The sequence below is a fragment of the Streptomyces mutabilis genome (genome assembly GCF_014649815.1).
Classification (GTDB): Bacteria; Actinomycetota; Actinomycetes; order Streptomycetales; family Streptomycetaceae; genus Streptomyces; species Streptomyces mutabilis.
The window spans coordinates 261,226-279,904 of sequence record NZ_BMTT01000001.1; the positions used below are offsets into that span (position 1 = coordinate 261,226).

An 18,679-nucleotide genomic window follows, 5' to 3' on the forward strand; every position below is an offset into this window, starting at 1 on the left:
GCGGGTGGGACTCGAACCCACGGCCGACGGATTATGAGTCCTTTGAGGATCGTCCGCGATCTTCCTGATCCTGCCGTGCGCTACCTGTTTTCGCAGGTCAGAGCCGTGGTCTCGTACGCCTGAGCCCCTTGTCCTTCCTGATCCTTCCGTGCCCTTCCGGTCCCTCGCGGGTTCCTGGGCACCGTGCGGGTCCCTGGGAGGTCCCTTTGCCGGGCCCCTGAACGAGCGGTGAGAGAGCTGCGGCCCCGTCTGGTTTGCGAAGGTGCTGGTCGCCGCTGCGAGAGGCGGCCCGATCGATCTTGAGCGCAGCGGAGTGCCTTACCGATGTAAAGGCGCTGCCTCCACCCGGGGAGGCCTGTGCTTCTCCGCAGGTCAGCGCGATACAGCAGCGTAATCCAAGAACATGCTGATGGCCGGCGTGCTGCCGGTCACCGCGAAGCACGGCAAGCGGCTGCGCGAGGAGCCGGTTGCTCAGCTCTACGAGCAGGGGCGCGTCCATCATGTCGGCGAATGGCCTGTGCTGGAGCAGCAGATGGTGACGTGGGTTGCTGGCATGGACAGCCCAGACCGCATGGACGCCGCCGTGCACGCGTTGACATAGCTCCCCGAGTCTCAGCTGAGCGGGGCGTCCCACACTCCGTAACACGACCAGCGCCTCTCAAGGCGCCGGTAATCAGTTGCTCACAAGCAGATACAGCGGCCAAGAACTGGCTGCTACAGTGCCAACAACCAGCAACTGGCCCGTGGAGCGGCTAAGTTGGCACAGGAGGCCTGATTGTACGCGTCGTTCAAGTTGGACTTGTTGAGCGTGCGGCAATACCTCTCGCTGTCACGGACTGCCCGCCGAGGAATGATTCCGGCACAACCTGGCATCTACATCTGGACAGCTGACCTCCGAGATCTGGCGCTGAGTGCCTTCGAGCGCGACGCCAACGATGTGTTCGAGGACCTTCAAACCCGAATCGCTCCGCAAGACGGGCCGCCCCTCGAAGCTGGCATGGTGGGTAAGTACAGACACATTGCAATTCAAGATCGCCCGCCGGCGCTAACTGGTGCTTCGTCATCTCGGTTGAGCGAGATGATAATGGAGAAGAACATCCATCTTGAATGGGCCTTGCTCTGTGCGACTGTTTTCCAGCGGCCCCTCTATGTCGGCAAGGCAGTCAACCTGTCAACACGGATCCGGCAACACTTGCGGTCGGGCTCTAAACTCAGCCGTGGGCTTGAGCAGCTCAATCTCACACCCGGCGACTGCACCGTAGTCCTACTACCCGTCCAGCCCCCAGACGATGTATTCGAACTCGCCGCATCCCTGCGGCAGCGCACAGACTCTCCGGACGCAGATGAAGAAGACCTCGACGCCGACATTGAAGATTTTCTAGATGATGGAAGCGACGAGGATGACTTTGACGAATTCGATGCAGAAGAGGAACTGCCGCCCGATGCTCCTGTCGAGCTGAGGCAAGCTGATCAGTTGGTACGCCTTGCTGAATCGCTGACTATCCGCCTCGCCCACCCGCTGCTGAATGAAAAGATGGACTGAGAATGAGCCTCTCAGCGATGAGTCGCCGACGGCAAGCCTACACGGGCCAGTACGCCTTCGTGCGGGGAGAATACGCCATCGGAGATGAGCGAGTGCCGTACTACGCCATCTCCATGACCGTAACTGAAGCCACTCGATACCTACAGCTGGCGCGTGATCTGGCAATCACCGATCGTCAGCCGGTCAACTTCGAAGAACTATTCCAACGGGCGGTTGACGACGAACGTGCTGCGGGTCCGATCAGGACTTACCTGCTTCAGCCTGGTTCCCTTAAATTCTTCAACTCGTTCACAGTAGTTCTCCTCCCAGTCGATCCAGGCAACCGCAATGCGGTGATGGAGACGTATGAGGATGATCCATCAGGCCCTGATGACGCTCCATACGAGGGAATGGAGCGCAATACGATCGGTCCAGTGCTGATTGATTCACTACCGAACCAAGAAGTTGGATACCTCCGCTGGAATACCGAGCGAGCGCATGCCGTAATCCTCGATGGACAACATCGATTCCTTGCACTACGGAAGATTCTCGACTCGGCACAGCGCGGACTACTCAGCCCGAACGAGACCAGAATCCCAGTTCTTGTTCTGGTACTGGATCCCAGAGCAGGATTCACTCCTCCCACCGAGCAATCCAGCAATGTGCTACTCGCTTGCCGCAGCATCTTCGTCGCGCTGAACAAGCACGCGGTTTCCGTATCGAAAGCTCGGACTTACCTTCTCGATGATCAAGATCTGGTGTCCGTTACCGTACGGCGCTTGATTGCCTCAGAGCTTGGTGGAGACGCCGACAGTGAAGCATCGTTGAAGCGAATCCCCCTCGCCCTGGTCGACTGGCATTCAGATCAAGCCAAATTTGACCAGAGTCTCTACTTGACGACAGTGCTTTCCCTTTATGAGACCGTCAAGACGATCTATCCACCTCGCTGCGACGACACCGATTACGAGAAACTGGAAGAGTTCGTCAGAGACGTAACTGCACGGGTCGACCCTCCTGCGGGTCTACGCTGGGACGAGATCGAACTCAAGAAGAAGATCCGTGCAGCGCGGCTAGAGGAACGTCCGTTTGCGTTCGCACCTGAAGAAGTTGCCGCGATCAGTGAAGCATTCGCCGATGGAATCGGCCAAAATCTAGTGCGCCCCCTGCTTCAGTTGAAGCCCTATGCAGAACTCCGCGAACGCTACGCGGCGGCTGGGTTTATTGGCGGTGACCACGAACTGTGGCTGGGCTCTGACAACGACACGAAGAAGGCCATCGAAACCAGAACTGGCGAGAATCCCAACACTAAGGCAAACGAAATCTCGGAGAGCGTTAAGGCCGACAATCTAGCGTTCCTCGTGGTATTTCAACGAGGCCTCCTCTTGTCAGCCTTCGGGGCCGACCAGGCTCGCGAGGATCTAAAAGAGATCTGGTCGGTGGATTCAGAACGCTTCTCAGTGCTCAACGAGTGGATCAATCGCACGAACCAGCGAATCGTTCCGAAATTGAAGGATCCAGACTTCTGGATTGGCACAGGTATCGGCCCAGATCGAAACATCAACTTCACTAAAGTTGGAACCAAAGGCATCAAGGGCCTAGCCCTTCTGGCTACCCTTTGCCCCCTGGAAGAGCTGAAAAAGGAAGCATCAGCCTGGGCCAGCGGACTTCCTCGCACCGAGGAGGATGCGCCAGCATGGGAACTCGTCAGAGCTACGAGCATCCCTTACCTTGAGTCTGACCGGGCCTACACCGATGCTGGAACTCCCGAACTACGAATGGCTGCCTACCAATGGCTGGCAGAGCAGTTCAGCAGAATCTCTCCAGGACGAGTAGCTGGCGGAGTGATGGCGGCAATCATACGAGAAGCCTGCATGGACCTCCGCAAGGCGGTTGAGGCTCACATTAAGAAGGAAGTCCGCGCTACAGGCGGAGAGAGCCCAGACAGAGAAACGCTGCGACAAGCAGCGATTCTGCTGGGGGCTCGTCGACTCGCCGCGCTCGCAAGCATGGGCTGATGAAAAAGGCCCCGCCCCCTTCGCCCGGGGTAGAGCCGCGCGACTTTGTGCAGGTCAGTCGCTTGGACCCAGGTTACTGCTGCGCCGTGGCCTCATGGGAGGCTCGATCTCTTCGTGAATTCGGCCACTCACGGGGGTCACCTTGCTGTCCAGTGCGTTCCCATGCACGGCTGTCACCGGTACCACTGTGAGGGCATCACGACCGCCCCTATTGTGGTCCGCCTTGATCCCTTGTGAACTTGTCGCATGTACCGCTGGAAAGCGTTGAACGATCGACAACTCACGCTCCTCAGGAAGATTGCTGCCGGCGAGGATCCCGGCGCCCAGGATCCGGGCATGCGGCGGTCAACCTACGCGCTGCGCGATCGGGGTCTCGTGACGGTCAGCCGCCGGGGTGGCAGCTGGCGGGCGGACGTCACTGAGGCGGGTCGGTTCTATCTGGAGCACGGTCATCATCCGGAGCATCCGGCGCGTGGGCGCACTGCTGCTGGCGAGTCGAAGGCCCCGGTGGCCGTGGCGAAGGGCAGGGTCCGCGGCTCCACGACAACGGCGACAGCTCATGGGAGTAAGCCGACGACGACACACAAGAAGCAGCCAACGCCGTACAGCGAAAGGCCCATCCCCGTCGCACGCCGCGCAAAAGCGACCAAGCTCATGGAGCGATTGGTCGCCGAGCGCCATGTGGTCATATCAGAGCCTGACGAGAATGAGATCACCGAGTGGCGACGTGTCATCGACTTCGCTAAGCGGCACAAACTCGCGCCGGCGGGCAAACGCATCGAGAAGCAGCGACTGTGGAACGCGGGCCGTGATCTGCAAATCTCGTTGGTAGACGGCCCACATGCCAACTCTGGGCGGAGGTCCCCAGAGGAGAACCCGCGGGTTTCAGTCCCCGCGCAGTTGCGCTCACCGCACCGCGTCGTGGCGGCCTTGCGAGACAGCGAGCGCCGGCTTCTTATGCCGCCCTCTCTGCGTCGCCGTGCTTTGCTTCTGCTGCAAGGGCTCGCAGCAGAGGCGGAACGCCGGGGATACAGGGTACGCGAGCAGCGGGTCCCTGAGCGTGACCACCGTTCAGCGCACTATTACAACGGCCGGTACTTCCCCGCGAGTTGTCGGGAAGGGGTGCTGGAGATCGTTATCGACGGCTTCACCAGCTGCGTCACTATCAAGCAGGAGTTTCCCCAGTCTGCCGATCCAGACCGCTCTCAGCAGCTCGCTCTGGACATCGGGTACAGCCGGTCCAAGAGGCAGCACCACTGGGGCGACCGCAAGCGGTCGAAACTCGAGGACGTCCTCGGGATCGTGCTCCAGGAACTGGAGACTCGCGCGGTCGAGGAGCAGCAGAGGAAGCTGGATGAGGAACGCGCGAAGGAAGAGCGCCGCATCAGCTGGGAAGCGGCCATGGCTACCGCCAGAGAGAAGGCTGCGCAGGCTCGCTTCGCAACGATTCTCCGTGAGCAGGCAAGGCAGTGGCAGGATGCACACGCGCTCCGCCAGTACTGCGACGCTCTGGAGCGCAGGATCAATGTAGCGGCGGACGAGGACGTCGACGTCGAATCGGCTCGTGTCTGGTTGCGGTGGGCGCGCGACTACGCGGAGACCCTCGACCCGCTGACACAACTACCGACCATGCCGTACGGGCTGACGTTCGAGCCGGAAGATCTCAAGCCGCACCTCAACGGGTGGAATCCCTACGGTCCGGAGGCGCACGCATCGGCTTGGAGCACTTTCTGAGGGGAGGCGTGCCTCGCCTTTGTATAGTGCGAGCATCGCTAGTCGCACTCCTGACCGATGCGAGAGGGCCGCGCCGTCTGCACCCGAGAGCGCGCCCCTGTCGGCGGTGAGCAGCCATGGGGTCTCCAGGCGGGTGGCCCCGGCAGTTGCCGGGGCCACGGTGTCGGTCAAAGGGTGTCAATGTCCGGGCGGCTTGCGGCGAACTCCGCCGCCGCGTCGCGGTACGTCGCCAGAAGCCGGGCCGGGTCGCACTGCATGCGGATGCCGTCTAGCAGCAGCTTGGCCATCGTGTAGCCGGGGTAGATGTCGAGGGCTTCGGTGAAGGCATGGCTCGCGGTGACGGTGTCGCCCTGTCGCCAGGCGACCCATCCGAGGAGGGTGAGGAGGGGCGGTGCCTTTCCGGTGTGCGGCGGCACGCAGCGCCGGACGAGGTAGCCCCACAGTTGCCGCTCGTAGGGAAGGTCGCTCTCCTCGCCGGTGGACAGTGCGGCGTCCCTGGTGTGCGGGTCTTGCAGGCCGAGAATGATGCGGGCGGCGATCTCATCCTTGAGCTGGGGACGGCCGTTGCGGAAGTCGGCCAAGGCTCCGTTGGTGATGTCGATAGTGCTGTGGCGGGCGAGGAGACGCTCGTCTTCGGTCAGGACCTGGTCGTAGTGGTGGCTGGTGGCTGCGTCGAGGGCTTCGCGGAAGCACACCGCGGTGGTGTCGGTGACGGGGCGGTACTCGCTGGCGACCTCGACGGCGTGCCGGAGGTGTGCCGCGCGGTGGGCATGGCCCTCGCGGGCGGAGGCGAGCCAGTCTCGGGGGTCTTCGCCGTCGATGGCGCCGAGGTGTATGCCGGTGGCCAGCTCGTAGTCGGGGTCGGTGGTGATGGCGTCGCGCAAGGCGAGCCGCGCGGCGATGAGGTCGCCTTGCCGCCAGGCGACGAACGCGAACAGCGTCAGTATGGGCACGCCCTCCGGTTTGCACGGTTCGGCGCAGTGCCGGGCGAGGTAGGCCCAGAGGCGTCGGGCGTGGGGAAGGTCGCCGTCCTCCGCGTGCGCCATGCCGGCCTCCACGGCGGCGTCGTCCTGCAGGCCGACGATGAGCTGCGTGGTTAGCGCGCGGCTGAGGACGGTCGCGCCGTCACGGAACCGGCTCATGGCGGCGTCGATCTGCTCCAACGTCAACGCGAGCGTCGCGTCTCGTCCAGCGTTAGTCGCGGACCGCGAGTTGAAGTGGTCTGCGGCGATGTGCAGGTCCTTGAAGAAGGCGGGGTCCGCCGTGGCCCGGAACTCCTTGATGATGTCGCGGGTGCGTGGGCCCGGGGTGCGACCAAGGCGGGTCATCTGCGCGACGACGCTGTTGGGGTCGTCGGGCGACGGGAGCAGCTCGCCCTCGCAGCACCCGTCGATGTCGCACTCGTAGGCCCACCACCGGTTCGCGACGAGCCCGATCGTCTGGAGGACGGTGGCGCGGTGCTCCACGAACTCGTTCGTGAGCCAGGTGCCGACGGGGGCGAGGAGCGCGGCGGTCTCCTCGGGGCTCTGGTCGGGGCGCGGTTCGCGGCAGAGGTAGATGATGACGCCCTCAGCGAGGTCATGGCCGCGGTCGTGGGCGTAGGCCACGAACTGGCGGGCGGCGTGCTCGGCGGTGGCCTGCCACTCGGCGCTGTCGTCGGGGAGGGGGCACGTCATGGTCGGCCCGTCGTGGAAGTTCGGGCCGGGGGCGTGGAGGGCGATGCTGTCGTCCGGGTAGTGCCCGAGGAGGTACGGCAGGATCTGGGCGAGGTTGGGCAGGCTGGTGACCTGCACGGTGTTGTCGGGCGTGCTCACTTCTGGGGTCCTTCCTTCTGCGATGCGGTGTCGGGCTGCCCGATACGGGCGGGCGGCGCGGGGGCGGGCATGCCGCGTGGCTTGTTCGTGAGGGCGGGGAGCAGCCGTTCGCGGACGAGCGCGGCGAGGTCGGCTGCCAGGGCTTTGCTGGTGCGGGTGGTCAGGACGGCGTGCCAGGTGCGGCCGGGCTGGAGCCGGGCGTCGTTGGCGGCTTGTGCTTCGGCTTGCTCGATGTCGGTGCCGTCGGGGATCGGCGGCAGGCGGGGGCCTGCGGTGATCCAGGTCTGGATGGCGAGGCCGCGGGCTTGGACGCGGAGGCCGATGCGGTGGCCGTCGGGGTGGTGGTAGGCGGCGGTGCGGTCGGGGGTGTCGGTGTCCTCCTTGCTCCACGGCGGGTCGAGGGTGGGGGCGATCTGGTCGAGGGGCGGCAGGTCGATCTCGTCGCGGGGTCCGGCGAAGGCCGGGCGTCGGCGGCGCGGTGCCGGGGTGGTGCCGGGTCGGTCGAAGGGGTCGGGTTCGGTCACGCGGCGTTCTCTTTGCTGGGCATGAGTTCGTCGAGGAGGGCGAGGGCGCGGCGGTGAGCGATGATCGTGCGGGCCGTGTCCATGTACCGGTCGCGCTGCTCGAAGGCTTCTTTGGCTTCGGCGCGGGTCTTGGCGTAGTCGTCTTCCGGTGCGAGGGAGTCGGCGCAGCCGATGAGGCAGCGCGGGCCGAGGTCCCAGATGATCGCGTTGACGGCGGCGCACCCGGCGGACAGCGAGTCGATGTCGTTGCCGTACCAGTGGAAGTCGTGCGGGTTGAGGCCGAGGTCGCGCAGGCGTTGGGCGACGGAGCGGAACATGGTGCCGGAGCCGACGGCGGGTTCGCGGAAGGACATGCCTGGCTTGGCGAAGTCCTTGTCCACGGTCATGTTGGCCATCAGGTCGGTGACGCACGCCGGCGTGTGGTATTCGCCGCGCCACTTCTTGTCGCTCTTGTGGCGCAGGCCGGTGAGCAGGGGGCTGAGGACGTCGGCTTCGGAGCGTTGCCAGGGGTCGTCGTGGCCGGTGAGTTCCATCAGGCCGGTGTTGATGGCGGCGCGGGTGACGGCGTGGACGGCGCGGAGCTGCTGCTTGTCGGGGTTGGGGTTCCAGGCCCAGTCGTGGAGGCGTATTGCGCGGTTGATCAGGTCCGGGCGCTTGATCCAGTGGCCGAGGTAGATCTCCTTGAGAAGCTGCGGGAGTTGTTCGGGCTGGAGGTTGAGCACCCAGTCCGCCAGTCCGGGCACGTTGCGCAGCAGGGAGAGCCCGGCGACGGTGCCGAGGGGGACGTCGATGTTGCTGCCGCCGAAGGACTGGTACCAGGCGTCGAGGACGTTCTCCGCGATCTTGCGGGCGTGCTCGTGCGGGTCGTGCGGGGCGGCGTAGCGGCGGGCGGTGATCTTGCCGGTGGGGCGGGCCTTGGACGTGGGCGGGGGCTTCTTCGCCCACGACGGCGCGGGCCGCGCGGCGGTGGCCGGGGCTGCCGCGCGGGGCAAGAAGTCGTCGGACATGACTGCGGGTTCCTTTCTGCGGGCGCGCGTGGGGCCGCCCCGGTGCGCAGGGCGCGGCCGGGGCGGCGTGTGGATGGGGTGGGGAGCGGGGTCAGCTGGTCTGCTGGAGGTCCCGGAGGGTGGCGAAGATGCCGCGGATCTCGACGTCGTAGGCAGCGGCGGGGTAGCCGGCCTGGCGCAGGCCGTTGATGAGGAACATCAGGGCCGCTTCGTCCGTGTCCATGTCGCTGATGAGCTGGTCGAAGCTGGTGTCGCGCAGCTCGTCGGGGCGGTGCTCGTAGCCGATGCGCAGGGTGTTCTCGATCTCGGCGAGGGTTGCGGCGGTCTGCTTGTCGGTGAGGCCGAGCAGGGTGGACCAGGCCGCCAGGGTGGCGTCGTCAACGGGGAGCTTCACGGGCTGATGCCTTTCTGGTGGGCCGTGCCCGGCCGCGCTGGGCGGCCGGGCACGGGCGGGGTCAGGAGGTGGGGGCGGTGGGGAAGGGGTTGTGCCGGTGGTCGGGGTGGCAGGCGGCGTACAGGCCGCCGGGGAGGCGTTCGGTGATGACGCCCCATCCGGCCCAGCGCATGACGGCGAGGTAGCCGAGGTCTCCGCCCGCGAAGCCGGTGCGGCGCTTGGCGCCGGGGTCGGGTGCGATGAACACCCAGCCGGGCAGGTCTCCGGTGTCGTCGGGCATGACCTGGAAGCCGGGGCGCAGTTCGTGGACGCCGTCGGTGTGGATGGGCGGCATTCCGGCGGCGGTCAGGATGCGTACGGCCTCTTGGACCTGCTTGTGGCCGTGGTACTCGGGCAGGGTGCCGACGCCGGTGTGCAAGGGCCGCTCGTACGGGAGGCGGCCGACGGCGGCCTTGTAGATGGTCATGAGGAGTTGGGCGTCGTCGCGGCGGCCGGCGTGGCGCATGGCGATGTTCGCGACGATGGCGATGGAGTGCCGGTCCTGGGTGAACAGGCGGCGGAATTGGTCGAGGGTCATGCCGGTGGTCACCTGTACGCGGGCGAAGGTGCGTGAGGCGAAGCGGACGGCGTATGCGACGTGTTCGGGGTCGAGCCCTATCTGGTGGGCGAGTTCGCGGACTCCGGGCGAGTAGTCGGTCATTGGGTCTCCAAGAGGCGCTTGCGCGTATGGGTGCGCCCCCGGCGTTTGGCCGGGGGCGCGGGGTGCTGTTGGGGTTGGGGGATGGTTAGCGGCGTCCGCCGCATCCGGCGTGGCCGCAGCCGCCACAGAAGCCGCCGCTGTTGCATTCGCAGCCGCATCCGTGGTTCTGGGTTTCCATTCCAATTCCCCTTCCCATTCGAGCATTTCCCGAATTCCTTACTTATATCTTAATGGCAAATACCCCAGAAGCAAGGTATGGCCGACTGAATGCGCATTTAATTTCCGCAATTCAATTCCCTAATTCGCGGCAGCCGGAATGAGATCGGGCCAGCGGACGGCCTCCAGCGCACGGCGGTGCGAGTCGGGCACGGGCACGGTCGGGTAGCCGAGCCAGTCGAGCCCCATCGCGGCGAGGATCGTGGCGTCCGCCTGGTCGTAGCGGCCCGGCCCTTCGCACGGGACGCCGTACCGCTCGACGGCCACCGAGCGCACCATGCCCTTCGCGATCCGGGCCCGGTCCTTGCGCGGGAAGTCCTGGGCCGGGTTGGCCCGGCCGGTCGCGTAGATCGTGCGCCCGTGCGGGGTCACCACGGCGTACGGGATGCGGTGGCGCCACAGGTACTGCGTGACCAGCCACCACAGCCCGGCCAGCTCGTGGTGCCCGGCCTGCCCACCCTGGGCATACGCGGCGCCCTCGACTACCACCAGGTCCGCGCCGTCCTTCACGCTCAGCGCGACAGCCGCGACCAGCCAGTCCAGCCGCTCGTGGCTGCGGCGCCGGCCGGGCCGGTACGCCCGCGCCCAGTCCGTGCCCGCGATGCCGGTCGAGGTCAGCGACAGGTCGAGACCGACAACACGCGGCTGCCATTCCCCTTTCTCCTGCACGCTCGGCAGGGTCACCGGGGCGCTTTGAAGTTCGGCGGTCACCGATCACCCTCGCCGGTTGCCGCGCGATGGTCGGTGATAAGCCGGTTGGCCTCAGCCATGGCCGCGGTCTTGGCGCGGGCCGTCCACTCGCCGTCATAACTGCCGGGCGGCCCCCACAAATACCAGCCGGTGTCGTGGTAGCCGTCCTTCGGATTCCTGCGGCGGTAGCTCAGTTCCCACCAGCCATCGCGCCAGCGCCACAGGCGCTTCGCGTCCGGGTCGGACACCCAGCCGGCACGCTCGGCCAGGGCCTGGAAACGCGCCACGTCGGTGCGCAGCATCGCCGCTTCGGCGGCGGCGTCCAGGTCGCGCGGAGCGGTGCACTCGTCACCCCCCGCCTGATGCCCGGGTGAGGAGGGGCGAAGGCCGAGCTGCCGCACGGCCTCGTCCCTCTGGCGCGCGACGCGCCGTAGCAGACGGGCCGCGCCGACCAGGCCCCGCTCCTCCAGCCACTTCGCCGTGGCCTCGATCTCGACGCCCACGGAACGGTCGTTCATCTCGAACTCCTTCAGCGGGGCCGTCCCAGCGCGCTCCGGGACGGCCTCTGGTGTGCAGCGGGTTACGGGCGGGCGACCTTGGGGGACTTGGGGTCCTTCTGGATGCAGTTGCCGGACTCAGGCATGGCCCGGCGGCCCGCCACGAGGTCCTGGAACCGGATGCCGGGGCGGAACTTCACGACCCGGCGCTCGGCCACCTCCACCGGCTCACCGGTCTGCGGGTTGCGAGCGGTACGGGCCGGGCGCACCTCGGAGGCGAGGCTGCCGAAGCCGGTGACGGAGACGACTTCACCGGCGGTGACGGCGCGGACTATCGCGTCGAGCGCGGCCTCCACGGCGTCGGCCGCCTGAGCGCGGTTGCCGGTCGTCTTCGCCACGGCCTGGATGAGCTGGGCCTTGTTCACAGGGGTTTCCTTTCGATTCGACTGGGCCGCAGGAGTCGAGGGACGGGCGCGCCACGCGGCGGGCCACGGGTTCAGTCCGTAGCCGGGGTCCGCGAGCTGGCCGCACAACGGAGCACCGGAGCGCATATCATGTTTCATGAATGTCACCTATCTCGATTCAGTCGGGCAGGCGGACGAGGAACTTGCCGACCGCGAGCACCTGGGAGATGGGCAGGGTGACGGCCGCGTAGTCGGCCGAGATCAACCACGGCTCCTCGCCGGAGCGGGGCCGGGCGGGCACGATCCATGCCGTACCCGTCCAGTCCGCGTAGCACGCCCCGACCTCGAGAAACTGCCCGGCGAAGAGGAACAGGCGGGTGCGCAGCGACGAGGACCATCCCCGACCGGGCTCCGGGCCGTCCCAGCCGTGCGGGGTCTGGAGGCCGAGGAAGTCGGGTCCGGCGGTCACCAGGGTGCCCGCCGGTCCCAGGGAGCGGAACTCGATCACCTCGCCGTTGCCGCCGGCGTTCAGCCACCGGGACAGGTCGTCGGCGCTGAGCTGCACGGGGCGCCCCTGCGCCAGCGGGTGTTCGCGGGCGTCGAGCACCAGGCGCAGCAGGGAGCGCCACGGCAGGCGGCCGACGTGGGGTGCGGCGGGGACGGTGAGCTGCGCGACGCCCTCGGTGAAGCGGAGCAGCTGATGGCCGCCGCTGGTGACGTGCTCGACGGTGACGGTGTCGGACGACTCCAGCCAGCCGCGCAGGGCGGTGGCGTCGTCGTAGCCGACGGGGGCCGTCCACACGTCGCCCGCGACGGGGGTGCGGGCGACGGCGAGTGTCCGGTCGCTGCACGCGACGACGTGGAGGTGGCCGGGGGTGCAGTCGAGGATCAGGGCGTCGAGGTCGCCTGCGTCCTCGTCCGCCTGGAACCGGTGCAGGGCGGCCTGGTCGAGGATGGCCGCCAGGTCGCGGGCCTTGATGGTGAACATGGTGTGTCTCCGCAGGAGTTGTAGGGGTGGTGATCAGGAGCCGGAGGCGCGTTTGCGGGCCCGGCGGGCTTGCTGGGCGAGCCGTCCGGCCTCCAGGCACAGGAGGCACGCGCGCTCCCCGCGCCGGTTGTGGGCACGGGCACCGGCTTCGGTGCCGTGGGTGATCGGGCGTAGGCCGCGCTCGCGTAGTTCGGCGGGCTGAGCGCCCTCGCAGGTCGCGAGGACCTGCCCGTTGTGCCAGAGCCGTCCGCCGCACACGCCGTCGAACAGGCTCGTGCTCGGCATGACCAGGTCGATGCACTGCGACCGGAACGGGCAGCCCTGGCAGGCCGCGAGGAGGGAGAGGACCAGCGGCTCCGTCGGGGCTTCGGCCGCCGTCTCCTCGGACGTGAAGCGGGCGTCCCCGGCGCAGGGGGCCTCACCGACCCACCCGTTGCCGCTCATCTGCTCCTCCTCCCGTCGGCTAAGCGGTCGGCGGCAGCGGCATCAGGCGGACCTGATCGCTGACGCTGGAGCCGTGGGGATGGGCGAAGCCGCGCGGTACCGGCATCAGGTGACGGTCGGCCAGCGGCGGGAGGAGGAAGACCTGCGCGACGAGGCGTGTGAGGGCGTCGTCGCATGCGCGGCTGAGGCGTGGCCGGGCCACGGGGACGGGGGCGTCGCCGTCCGCCTGCTCCTCGATGACCCCGACGACACGGCCCCCGCCTGCGCGGCCGTCCACGACGACCGCCGTCGCCGCCGGGTGGTGCCCGCGTATCAGCTCGGCCACGCGGGCCGCGCGGTCGACCGGGGGCAGCTCCAGAAGCCAACTGCCATCCATGCCCGTGTTGCGGTGCACGAGCGCCCACACGGGTGAGGTCGGTGGCAGGAGCGCGTACTCGACGTCCAGGGTGATGTCCGAGCCGATCTCGTTGAGAGGATGGCCGGTCTCGGTGCCGTCCCACAGCCAGGGGCACGCTCCCAGCGGGCTCGGCTGCTCGCCGAGCACGCCGTGGACGGTGACGGCGCGGTCTTCGCAGCTGCGGTCGAAGGCCACGTAAACGGCCTCGGGGCAGCGGGCACGGATCTTGGCCGCGAGGTGATCGATGATGGCCAGGCAGTGGGCTTGCTCGGCTCGGCGGAGCGCGAGCGACAGCTCGCCCCGCTGCTGAGCCAGGATGGCCACCTCGTCGTGTGCTGACGGTGTCATGGCAGGGGTGTCCCTTCTTCTTGGGGGATGGGGTCAGGCGAGGACGGGCTTGAGGCGTTCGCCGATCCACCGGGCGACGTTGACGCTCACCGCGTTGCCGGCCTGCTGGGTCTGGGCGGCCTTGGAGCCGACCACCTCGTAGGTGTCGGGGAACCGCTGGCCGCGCAGCTGCTCACGGGGCTGGAGCATGCGGAAGTGGCAGTCCTCAATGGCGGGCGCGCTGCGCACGACGGCCGCAGAGTCGCGGGTCGACAGCGTGTGCAGGGGCTCGACCGCGGTCTTCGGAGCGGCCTTGCGGTACGGGATCACCAACGTGTTGCGCGCCCTGGTGCGGACATCGCCGTCGGGCACGACCAGGCCGTGGTGGCGGGCCGTGGCGATGGTGCTCAGCGGGGCGGCGATCGGCGCGGCGTTGCAGTTGTTGCGGAACTCCACGATGAACGGGTCCACCGTGACGAGGGCCTCGCTCTCCCGGGTGGTGCGGGTGCGCATCGGCTCCCCGACGGGCGAGGCCGTGTCGTTCCACGAGCCGCCGACCGGCACCAGCAGGGCTTCACCGAGCTTGGCCGTGCGGGTGGGCAGCGGCCGGGTGTGCGGGGCGAACGCGCGGTCGGTGCCGTCCTTGCCGTGCGTGAGGGTGACGACGGACGGCTCGTAGGGGAACTTCGCCAGTCCGGCCGCGATGCGGCGCATGGTGTTGGGCACCAGCGGGCGGGCGCGGTCCCCGATGCGCTGGCCGATGTCGTCCCACATGATCACGTCGGAGGCGGGCCGGACGTACGGCTCCACCAGCGCGTGGCCACAGCGGCTGTTCGGGCAGCGATAGTCGTACTGCTGCTGGTACTTGCCGACCTTCACCCGCGGGTCACGCCAGCTCTGGCGTGCTTTGACGTCCCGCCCGCACTCGAAGCAGTACGCCAGCGGGCGCGGCGCGAGGTCGGGTCGGCGGATGCCGGTGAGGGTGAAGACCAAGTACACGCGGTCGCGCCACTGCGGGGCGTACGGATTGGTCTCCGACCCGATGTGCGCGGAGGACACGGAGACGATCTGGACGCGGTAGCCGAGTTTCTTCACGGCGCGGATCCACTCGGGGAACAGCAGCCAGTCGGTGATGAACTCGACGACGTTTTCCACGACGACGCACGGGAACCGCTTCGCCTCGGCGGCGCGCAGCACGCACCAGGCGGTTACCCGGGTCATCTCGAAGGCTTCCGGGGGCAGTTCGCGCCACTGCTCCTCTTCCTCGAACAGCGCGTTCTGCGCCGGGTCGGGCCGCTTCTTCCCGCCGGCGGGGCTGACCTCGGTGCAGATCACTGAGGCCCACAGCACGAGGGCCTTGGGGAGCCAGCGCATGGGGTAGTTCTGGATGTCGGCGCAGCGCGCCGCCGCATTCGGGTGGTTGAGCCCGAACGTGTCGATGGCGGTCTGCCAGTGGTTGATGCCGAGGATGGGGTCGAAACCGGCTTCCAACAGGCCGGTGGCATCTCCGCCCGCTCCGCAGAGCAGGTGGATGGATCGGGGCACGGTCTTAGGTCTCCAAGAGGCAGGGGCCGCCCGGCCCGGATGGTGGGCCGGGCGGCCGTTGTCAGGACTCGTCGGAGGCGCGTAACGCGCGGTGGTGGCGGCTGTCCTCGATGCCGAGGGCGGTGAACCCCAGCAGGCCGAGGGCGCACACGATCAGCAGCCAGATCACCGGTCCGCGCCCCCGATGGGGCGCGGTGCGCGGCGCGGCCGGTCAGTCATCGCTGCGGGTGACGCGGACGGTCGTGATGTGTCCGGCGCACTCGAACAGCGCCAGCGGGTAGCCGTCCGCCTGGGACCGCCCGCTGCCAGACGCGGCGGTAGCCCTCGTGGTCGGTGAGCCGCTGGGACCACTCCGAGAAGCGGGCGATGGCGGTGGCCGCGCCCTCGATCCCGGCGGTTTGGTTGTGGCTCGCGCCGTACGGCGCGGTGTGCGTGGCCGAGACGATCAGCCGGGGTGCGCGGCGGGGAACGTCGAGGGCGTCGATGCGGGCGAGCAGCGGGATGAGGCTGTTGCGGTGGTGGCGCTGCGGGCCGTTGGGGGTGGAGTCGTACAGGACGGTGTGCCTGTCCGCGTTCTCCACGTCCTGGCGGACGGCCGTCCAGCCGTTCACCTCGGCGGGATCGGCGGGCAGGCTGTGCTCGGAGGCGATGATCAGCTCAGTGCCGTCCCGCAGGTCGGCGCGGACGAAGAACTCGCCTCCTCCGGCGGTCTCGATGTCGGTGACCCAGCCCGCGTAGCGCAGCGGGGTGATGACGTGGCCGTAGCTGTGGAAGAGCCGCTGCCACAGCGGGTCGGTGGTGCGGTTGTGGTCGGGCAGAGCCGCGATGGTGGTGGTCATGTGCTGGTCTCCAAGAGGGTGTGCACGGCGGGCGCGAAGAAAGCACGCCCACCGTTGAAAAATGTCACCTATCTCAGGTGAAAGCGGTTGTCAGACGGTGGGCAGTTCGCTGCGGGCGAGGATCTTCACCGACCACATCCGGCCGCCGGGGGTGACGACGCAGCCGATCGCGCGCCCCTCGTGGGGCAGGACGAAGCCACTGCCGCCTTCCTCCTTGCTCAGGTCGCTGACGAGCTCGCGGACGCCGTGTTCGGCGCACTCGGCCGAGCAGTAGAGGTGGTCGCCGAGGCGGGGTGCGACCGGCGCGCCGTGGATCACTTCGGCGACCACGACGTAGGCGTCGGGGGCCGGGGTGAGTGTGTCGGTCAAGGTGGCCTCCAAGAGGTTGGCGAGTTCGGCCAGTTCCGAACTCATACTTATATCTTAATGGCGTACACCGGGGCGTCAATGTTGCCGATCTTGTGAACGCCCTTGTCTCTGCTGAGAGTTGGCACCCTTCTCGCGCCCCATCCGGGCCAGGTCTCGCACTCGTTGGCGGGCCATCTCCAGGGCCTGCGGGTCCGTCTGCGCAACGCGCCGCTCCTGCTCGGCGAAGAACTGCCGTAGCCAGTCCTGCTGCTGGCGGTGCTCGCGGTCGGCCGCTTCGCGCCGCGCCTGCTCCCTCCCGGCACGCGGGTTCGTCCCGCACCCGCGGCAGTTCCCCACCGGCTCGGCGTGCTTCGGGCAGCCCGCCCGCTGCTGCTCTCCGCGCTCCGCCTCCGGCTCCCCTGCTGCGTCAGCCGTGGGGGTAGGGGGGTGAGGAAGAGAAGAGGAAGAAGGAGGAAGAGAAAGGGTTTCCCCAGGGGAACCCGCCCGGTTTCCCGAGGGCAACCCACTGGGTTCCCCTGGGGAAGCCCTGCCCGGAGCATCGTCAGGGTTCCCCTGGGGCAACCCTGGCTCCGAGGCGGCCTCGGCGGCTGCCCGTGCCTCTTCCCGTGCGGCGACGTCCTGCTGGGTCCGGGCCGCCGACGACGGCTTGCGGCGCGCGGTCTTGCGGGCCAGCCGGGGATTGGTCGGGGCACGCTGCGCCGCCCGGCGCCGCTCGATCAGCTCCTCCGTCGACGGGATGGGCGGCACGCCGTGCGGGAACACCCGGTACTCGGCGCGACGGCCGACACGTCCGACCGTGACCCGCTCGACCAGGCCGAGGCCGACGAGCTGCGTCACCACCGTGATGACCTGCTTCTCCCCTACGCCGGCCCAGGCCATCAGCCGCTCCAGGCCCGGCCGGGCCAGCCTGGTCTGGTCGTCGGCCGAGTCCGCGATCTTCATGAGGACCAGCTTCTGCGTGGTATTGATCACCTCCTTCGGCAGGTAGGCGGCCACCACCATCAGTTGGATGCTCACCGGCACCTCTCCGTGTTCCGTCCGGTCCCCGCCACGCCGGGGCGGGGGCGGAGCACGCCGGCTCCGCCCCCGCCGGGTGGCGCGATCAGGGCTTCTTGCGCGCGGTGACGTTGATGCTCACCGCGGTCCGCCGGTCGTGGTCGAGGCGCGTGGGCACGGGGATGCCCACCTCCTTCAGCGTCGCCTTCATCGACGCCGCGTCCGGCACCATCGGCACCTGAATCCCCGCACGGCGATACAGCGCGACCATCGCCTCGACGTCATCGACCTTGGTCGGGTTGCCGCCGCTCCACTTCAGGACGTTGTCGCCGTAGACGCCGGGTTCGGAGCCTTCGAGCTGGGCGCGCAGGAACTTCTGCCGGTCCTTGAGCGGCTTGATCTGCTCGGAGACCTCGGCGTACTCGGCCAGCACCTTCGCGCGGTCCTCGTCGTCGTGAATCAGCTGGCTCTGCGGTGAGCGCCCGGCTACGAGCGGCCCCCAGCACGCGGTGCGGAACGGGCAGTGGTCGCAGATCGCGGAGATGCCCGGCCCCTGGAAGGTGCGCGGCAGCTCCTCCGGGGAGGCGGCGGCCCGCACCTGCTGCACCCACCAGCGGGCACGGCGGGCACGGTCGGCCTCGTAGGCGATCTCCTGAACGTGGTCGTCGCCCGAGTCGCGGTTGATGAACCGGAAGCGGATACGGGCGACCGGCACCGGCCCGAGGTGGGCGAGCTGCCGCTGGCCCCGAACGCTGGCGAAGCCTTCCGTGCCGAGCAGGTCGGCGTACAGGTACACCTGCCGCAGCTCGGCCTCGCTCGCGCCGTACCGCAGGACGCTGTCCCACTGGTACGTGCTCTTGGTCTTCACGTCCTCGACGGTCGTCTCCTCTGCCGGGAGCGTGGGACGCAGCCGCTTTGGGAGCCGGGCGGCGGTGGCGCTGTCGAGCTGGACCGCGTCGATGTGGCCCCGGAGGGTCTGGTCCTCGACGCGGCGCTCGACGAGCCAGCCGTACTCCTCGCGGGCGGCTTCGAGAATCCCGGCGTGCAGCCAGGTCCCGAGGATCGCTTTCCGCTTCTCGCCGACATCAGTCGGGGTGCGGCCGTGCAGGAGGTATCCGGCTCGGCGGGCGCACACGGTGTCGCTGGCACCGAGCTTGGTCTGCTGGGAGCGGGGGCGGCGTGCGTCCGCCGCGTGAGCGGCGGGCCACAGGCTGACGGGCCGCTCCGGCGCGATGGCCATAGTGGTCACGTTGATCT

The 18,679-nt window shown here is 68.0% G+C and carries 20 protein-coding genes; 4 read left to right on the forward strand and 16 right to left on the reverse strand.

All coding sequences use genetic code 11. The features are described from left to right. Positions 1–403: 403 nt before the first annotated feature. The 4 genes from IE142_RS01185 (at position 404) to IE142_RS01200 (ending at position 5,271) form a co-directional block, all read left to right on the forward strand. Positions 404–601: a hypothetical protein gene (locus IE142_RS01185; RefSeq protein WP_229830108.1), complete on the forward strand. Its 198-nt coding sequence runs from the start codon at positions 404–406 to the stop codon at positions 599–601. Positions 602–775: 174 nt separating this feature from the next. Beyond that, positions 776–1,543, forward strand: a complete 768-nt coding sequence (locus tag IE142_RS01190; protein WP_191883966.1) for a GIY-YIG nuclease family protein — start codon at positions 776–778, stop codon at positions 1,541–1,543. A 2-nt stretch (positions 1,544–1,545) separates the two neighbouring features. Further along, entirely contained in the window at positions 1,546–3,537 is a 1,992-nt protein-coding gene (locus IE142_RS01195; RefSeq protein ID WP_191883967.1) for a DNA sulfur modification protein DndB, read from the forward strand. A 246-nt stretch (positions 3,538–3,783) separates the two neighbouring features. After that, the gene (locus tag IE142_RS01200; protein WP_191883968.1) at positions 3,784–5,271 is read left to right on the forward strand and encodes a hypothetical protein; all 1,488 of its coding nucleotides are present in this window, start codon (positions 3,784–3,786) and stop codon (positions 5,269–5,271) included. Between the two features lie 167 nt (positions 5,272–5,438). Here the strand turns inward: IE142_RS01200 and IE142_RS01205 are convergent, their stop codons facing one another. The 16 genes from IE142_RS01205 to IE142_RS01280 all read right to left on the reverse strand — a co-directional run bounded on the left by IE142_RS01205 (position 5,439) and on the right by IE142_RS01280 (position 18,662). Continuing rightward, on the reverse strand, positions 5,439–7,085 hold the full coding sequence (locus IE142_RS01205; protein ID WP_191883969.1) for a DUF4192 family protein: 1,647 nt from the start codon (positions 7,083–7,085) through the stop codon (positions 5,439–5,441). After that, positions 7,082–7,609, reverse strand: a complete 528-nt coding sequence (locus IE142_RS01210; protein WP_191883970.1) for a hypothetical protein — start codon at positions 7,607–7,609, stop codon at positions 7,082–7,084. The genes IE142_RS01205 and IE142_RS01210 overlap by 4 nt, the downstream gene beginning before the upstream one ends. After that, entirely contained in the window at positions 7,606–8,616 is a 1,011-nt protein-coding gene (locus tag IE142_RS01215) for an N-6 DNA methylase (protein ID WP_191883971.1), read from the reverse strand. Before IE142_RS01215 ends, IE142_RS01210 begins: the two co-directional genes overlap by 4 nt. 91 nt (positions 8,617–8,707) lie before the next feature. Further along, the gene (locus IE142_RS01220; protein ID WP_191883972.1) at positions 8,708–9,010 is read right to left on the reverse strand and encodes a hypothetical protein; all 303 of its coding nucleotides are present in this window, start codon (positions 9,008–9,010) and stop codon (positions 8,708–8,710) included. Between the two features lie 61 nt (positions 9,011–9,071). After that, the gene (locus IE142_RS01225; protein WP_191883973.1) at positions 9,072–9,710 is read right to left on the reverse strand and encodes a hypothetical protein; all 639 of its coding nucleotides are present in this window, start codon (positions 9,708–9,710) and stop codon (positions 9,072–9,074) included. 297 nt (positions 9,711–10,007) lie between these two features. Beyond that, the gene (locus IE142_RS01230; protein ID WP_191883974.1) at positions 10,008–10,595 is read right to left on the reverse strand and encodes a hypothetical protein; all 588 of its coding nucleotides are present in this window, start codon (positions 10,593–10,595) and stop codon (positions 10,008–10,010) included. A gap of 38 nt (positions 10,596–10,633) precedes the next feature. Continuing rightward, positions 10,634–11,134 (reverse strand): hypothetical protein, encoded by a 501-nt coding sequence (locus IE142_RS01235; RefSeq protein ID WP_191883975.1) that lies wholly within the window; start codon positions 11,132–11,134, stop codon positions 10,634–10,636. A gap of 62 nt (positions 11,135–11,196) precedes the next feature. Then, positions 11,197–11,538, reverse strand: a complete 342-nt coding sequence (locus IE142_RS01240; protein WP_191883976.1) for an HU family DNA-binding protein — start codon at positions 11,536–11,538, stop codon at positions 11,197–11,199. A gap of 157 nt (positions 11,539–11,695) precedes the next feature. After that, positions 11,696–12,505 (reverse strand): hypothetical protein, encoded by an 810-nt coding sequence (locus tag IE142_RS01245; RefSeq protein ID WP_191883977.1) that lies wholly within the window; start codon positions 12,503–12,505, stop codon positions 11,696–11,698. A 33-nt stretch (positions 12,506–12,538) separates the two neighbouring features. Continuing rightward, positions 12,539–12,949 (reverse strand): hypothetical protein, encoded by a 411-nt coding sequence (locus IE142_RS01250; RefSeq protein WP_191883978.1) that lies wholly within the window; start codon positions 12,947–12,949, stop codon positions 12,539–12,541. Between the two features lie 19 nt (positions 12,950–12,968). Next, the gene (locus IE142_RS01255) at positions 12,969–13,694 is read right to left on the reverse strand and encodes a hypothetical protein (RefSeq protein ID WP_191883979.1); all 726 of its coding nucleotides are present in this window, start codon (positions 13,692–13,694) and stop codon (positions 12,969–12,971) included. 33 nt (positions 13,695–13,727) lie between these two features. Continuing rightward, positions 13,728–15,218: a DNA cytosine methyltransferase gene (locus IE142_RS01260; RefSeq protein WP_191883980.1), complete on the reverse strand. Its 1,491-nt coding sequence runs from the start codon at positions 15,216–15,218 to the stop codon at positions 13,728–13,730. 215 nt (positions 15,219–15,433) lie between these two features. Further along, on the reverse strand, positions 15,434–16,057 hold the full coding sequence (locus IE142_RS01265; protein WP_191883981.1) for a hypothetical protein: 624 nt from the start codon (positions 16,055–16,057) through the stop codon (positions 15,434–15,436). A 90-nt stretch (positions 16,058–16,147) separates the two neighbouring features. Beyond that, positions 16,148–16,471: a hypothetical protein gene (locus IE142_RS01270; RefSeq protein WP_191883982.1), complete on the reverse strand. Its 324-nt coding sequence runs from the start codon at positions 16,469–16,471 to the stop codon at positions 16,148–16,150. A gap of 30 nt (positions 16,472–16,501) precedes the next feature. After that, entirely contained in the window at positions 16,502–17,443 is a 942-nt protein-coding gene (locus IE142_RS01275) for a helix-turn-helix domain-containing protein (protein WP_191883983.1), read from the reverse strand. An 85-nt stretch (positions 17,444–17,528) separates the two neighbouring features. Further along, positions 17,529–18,662 carry a PD-(D/E)XK nuclease family protein gene (locus IE142_RS01280; RefSeq protein ID WP_191884416.1) on the reverse strand — a complete coding sequence of 378 codons (1,134 nt, stop codon included), beginning with the start codon at positions 18,660–18,662 and terminating at the stop codon, positions 17,529–17,531. Positions 18,663–18,679: the final 17 nt, after the last annotated feature.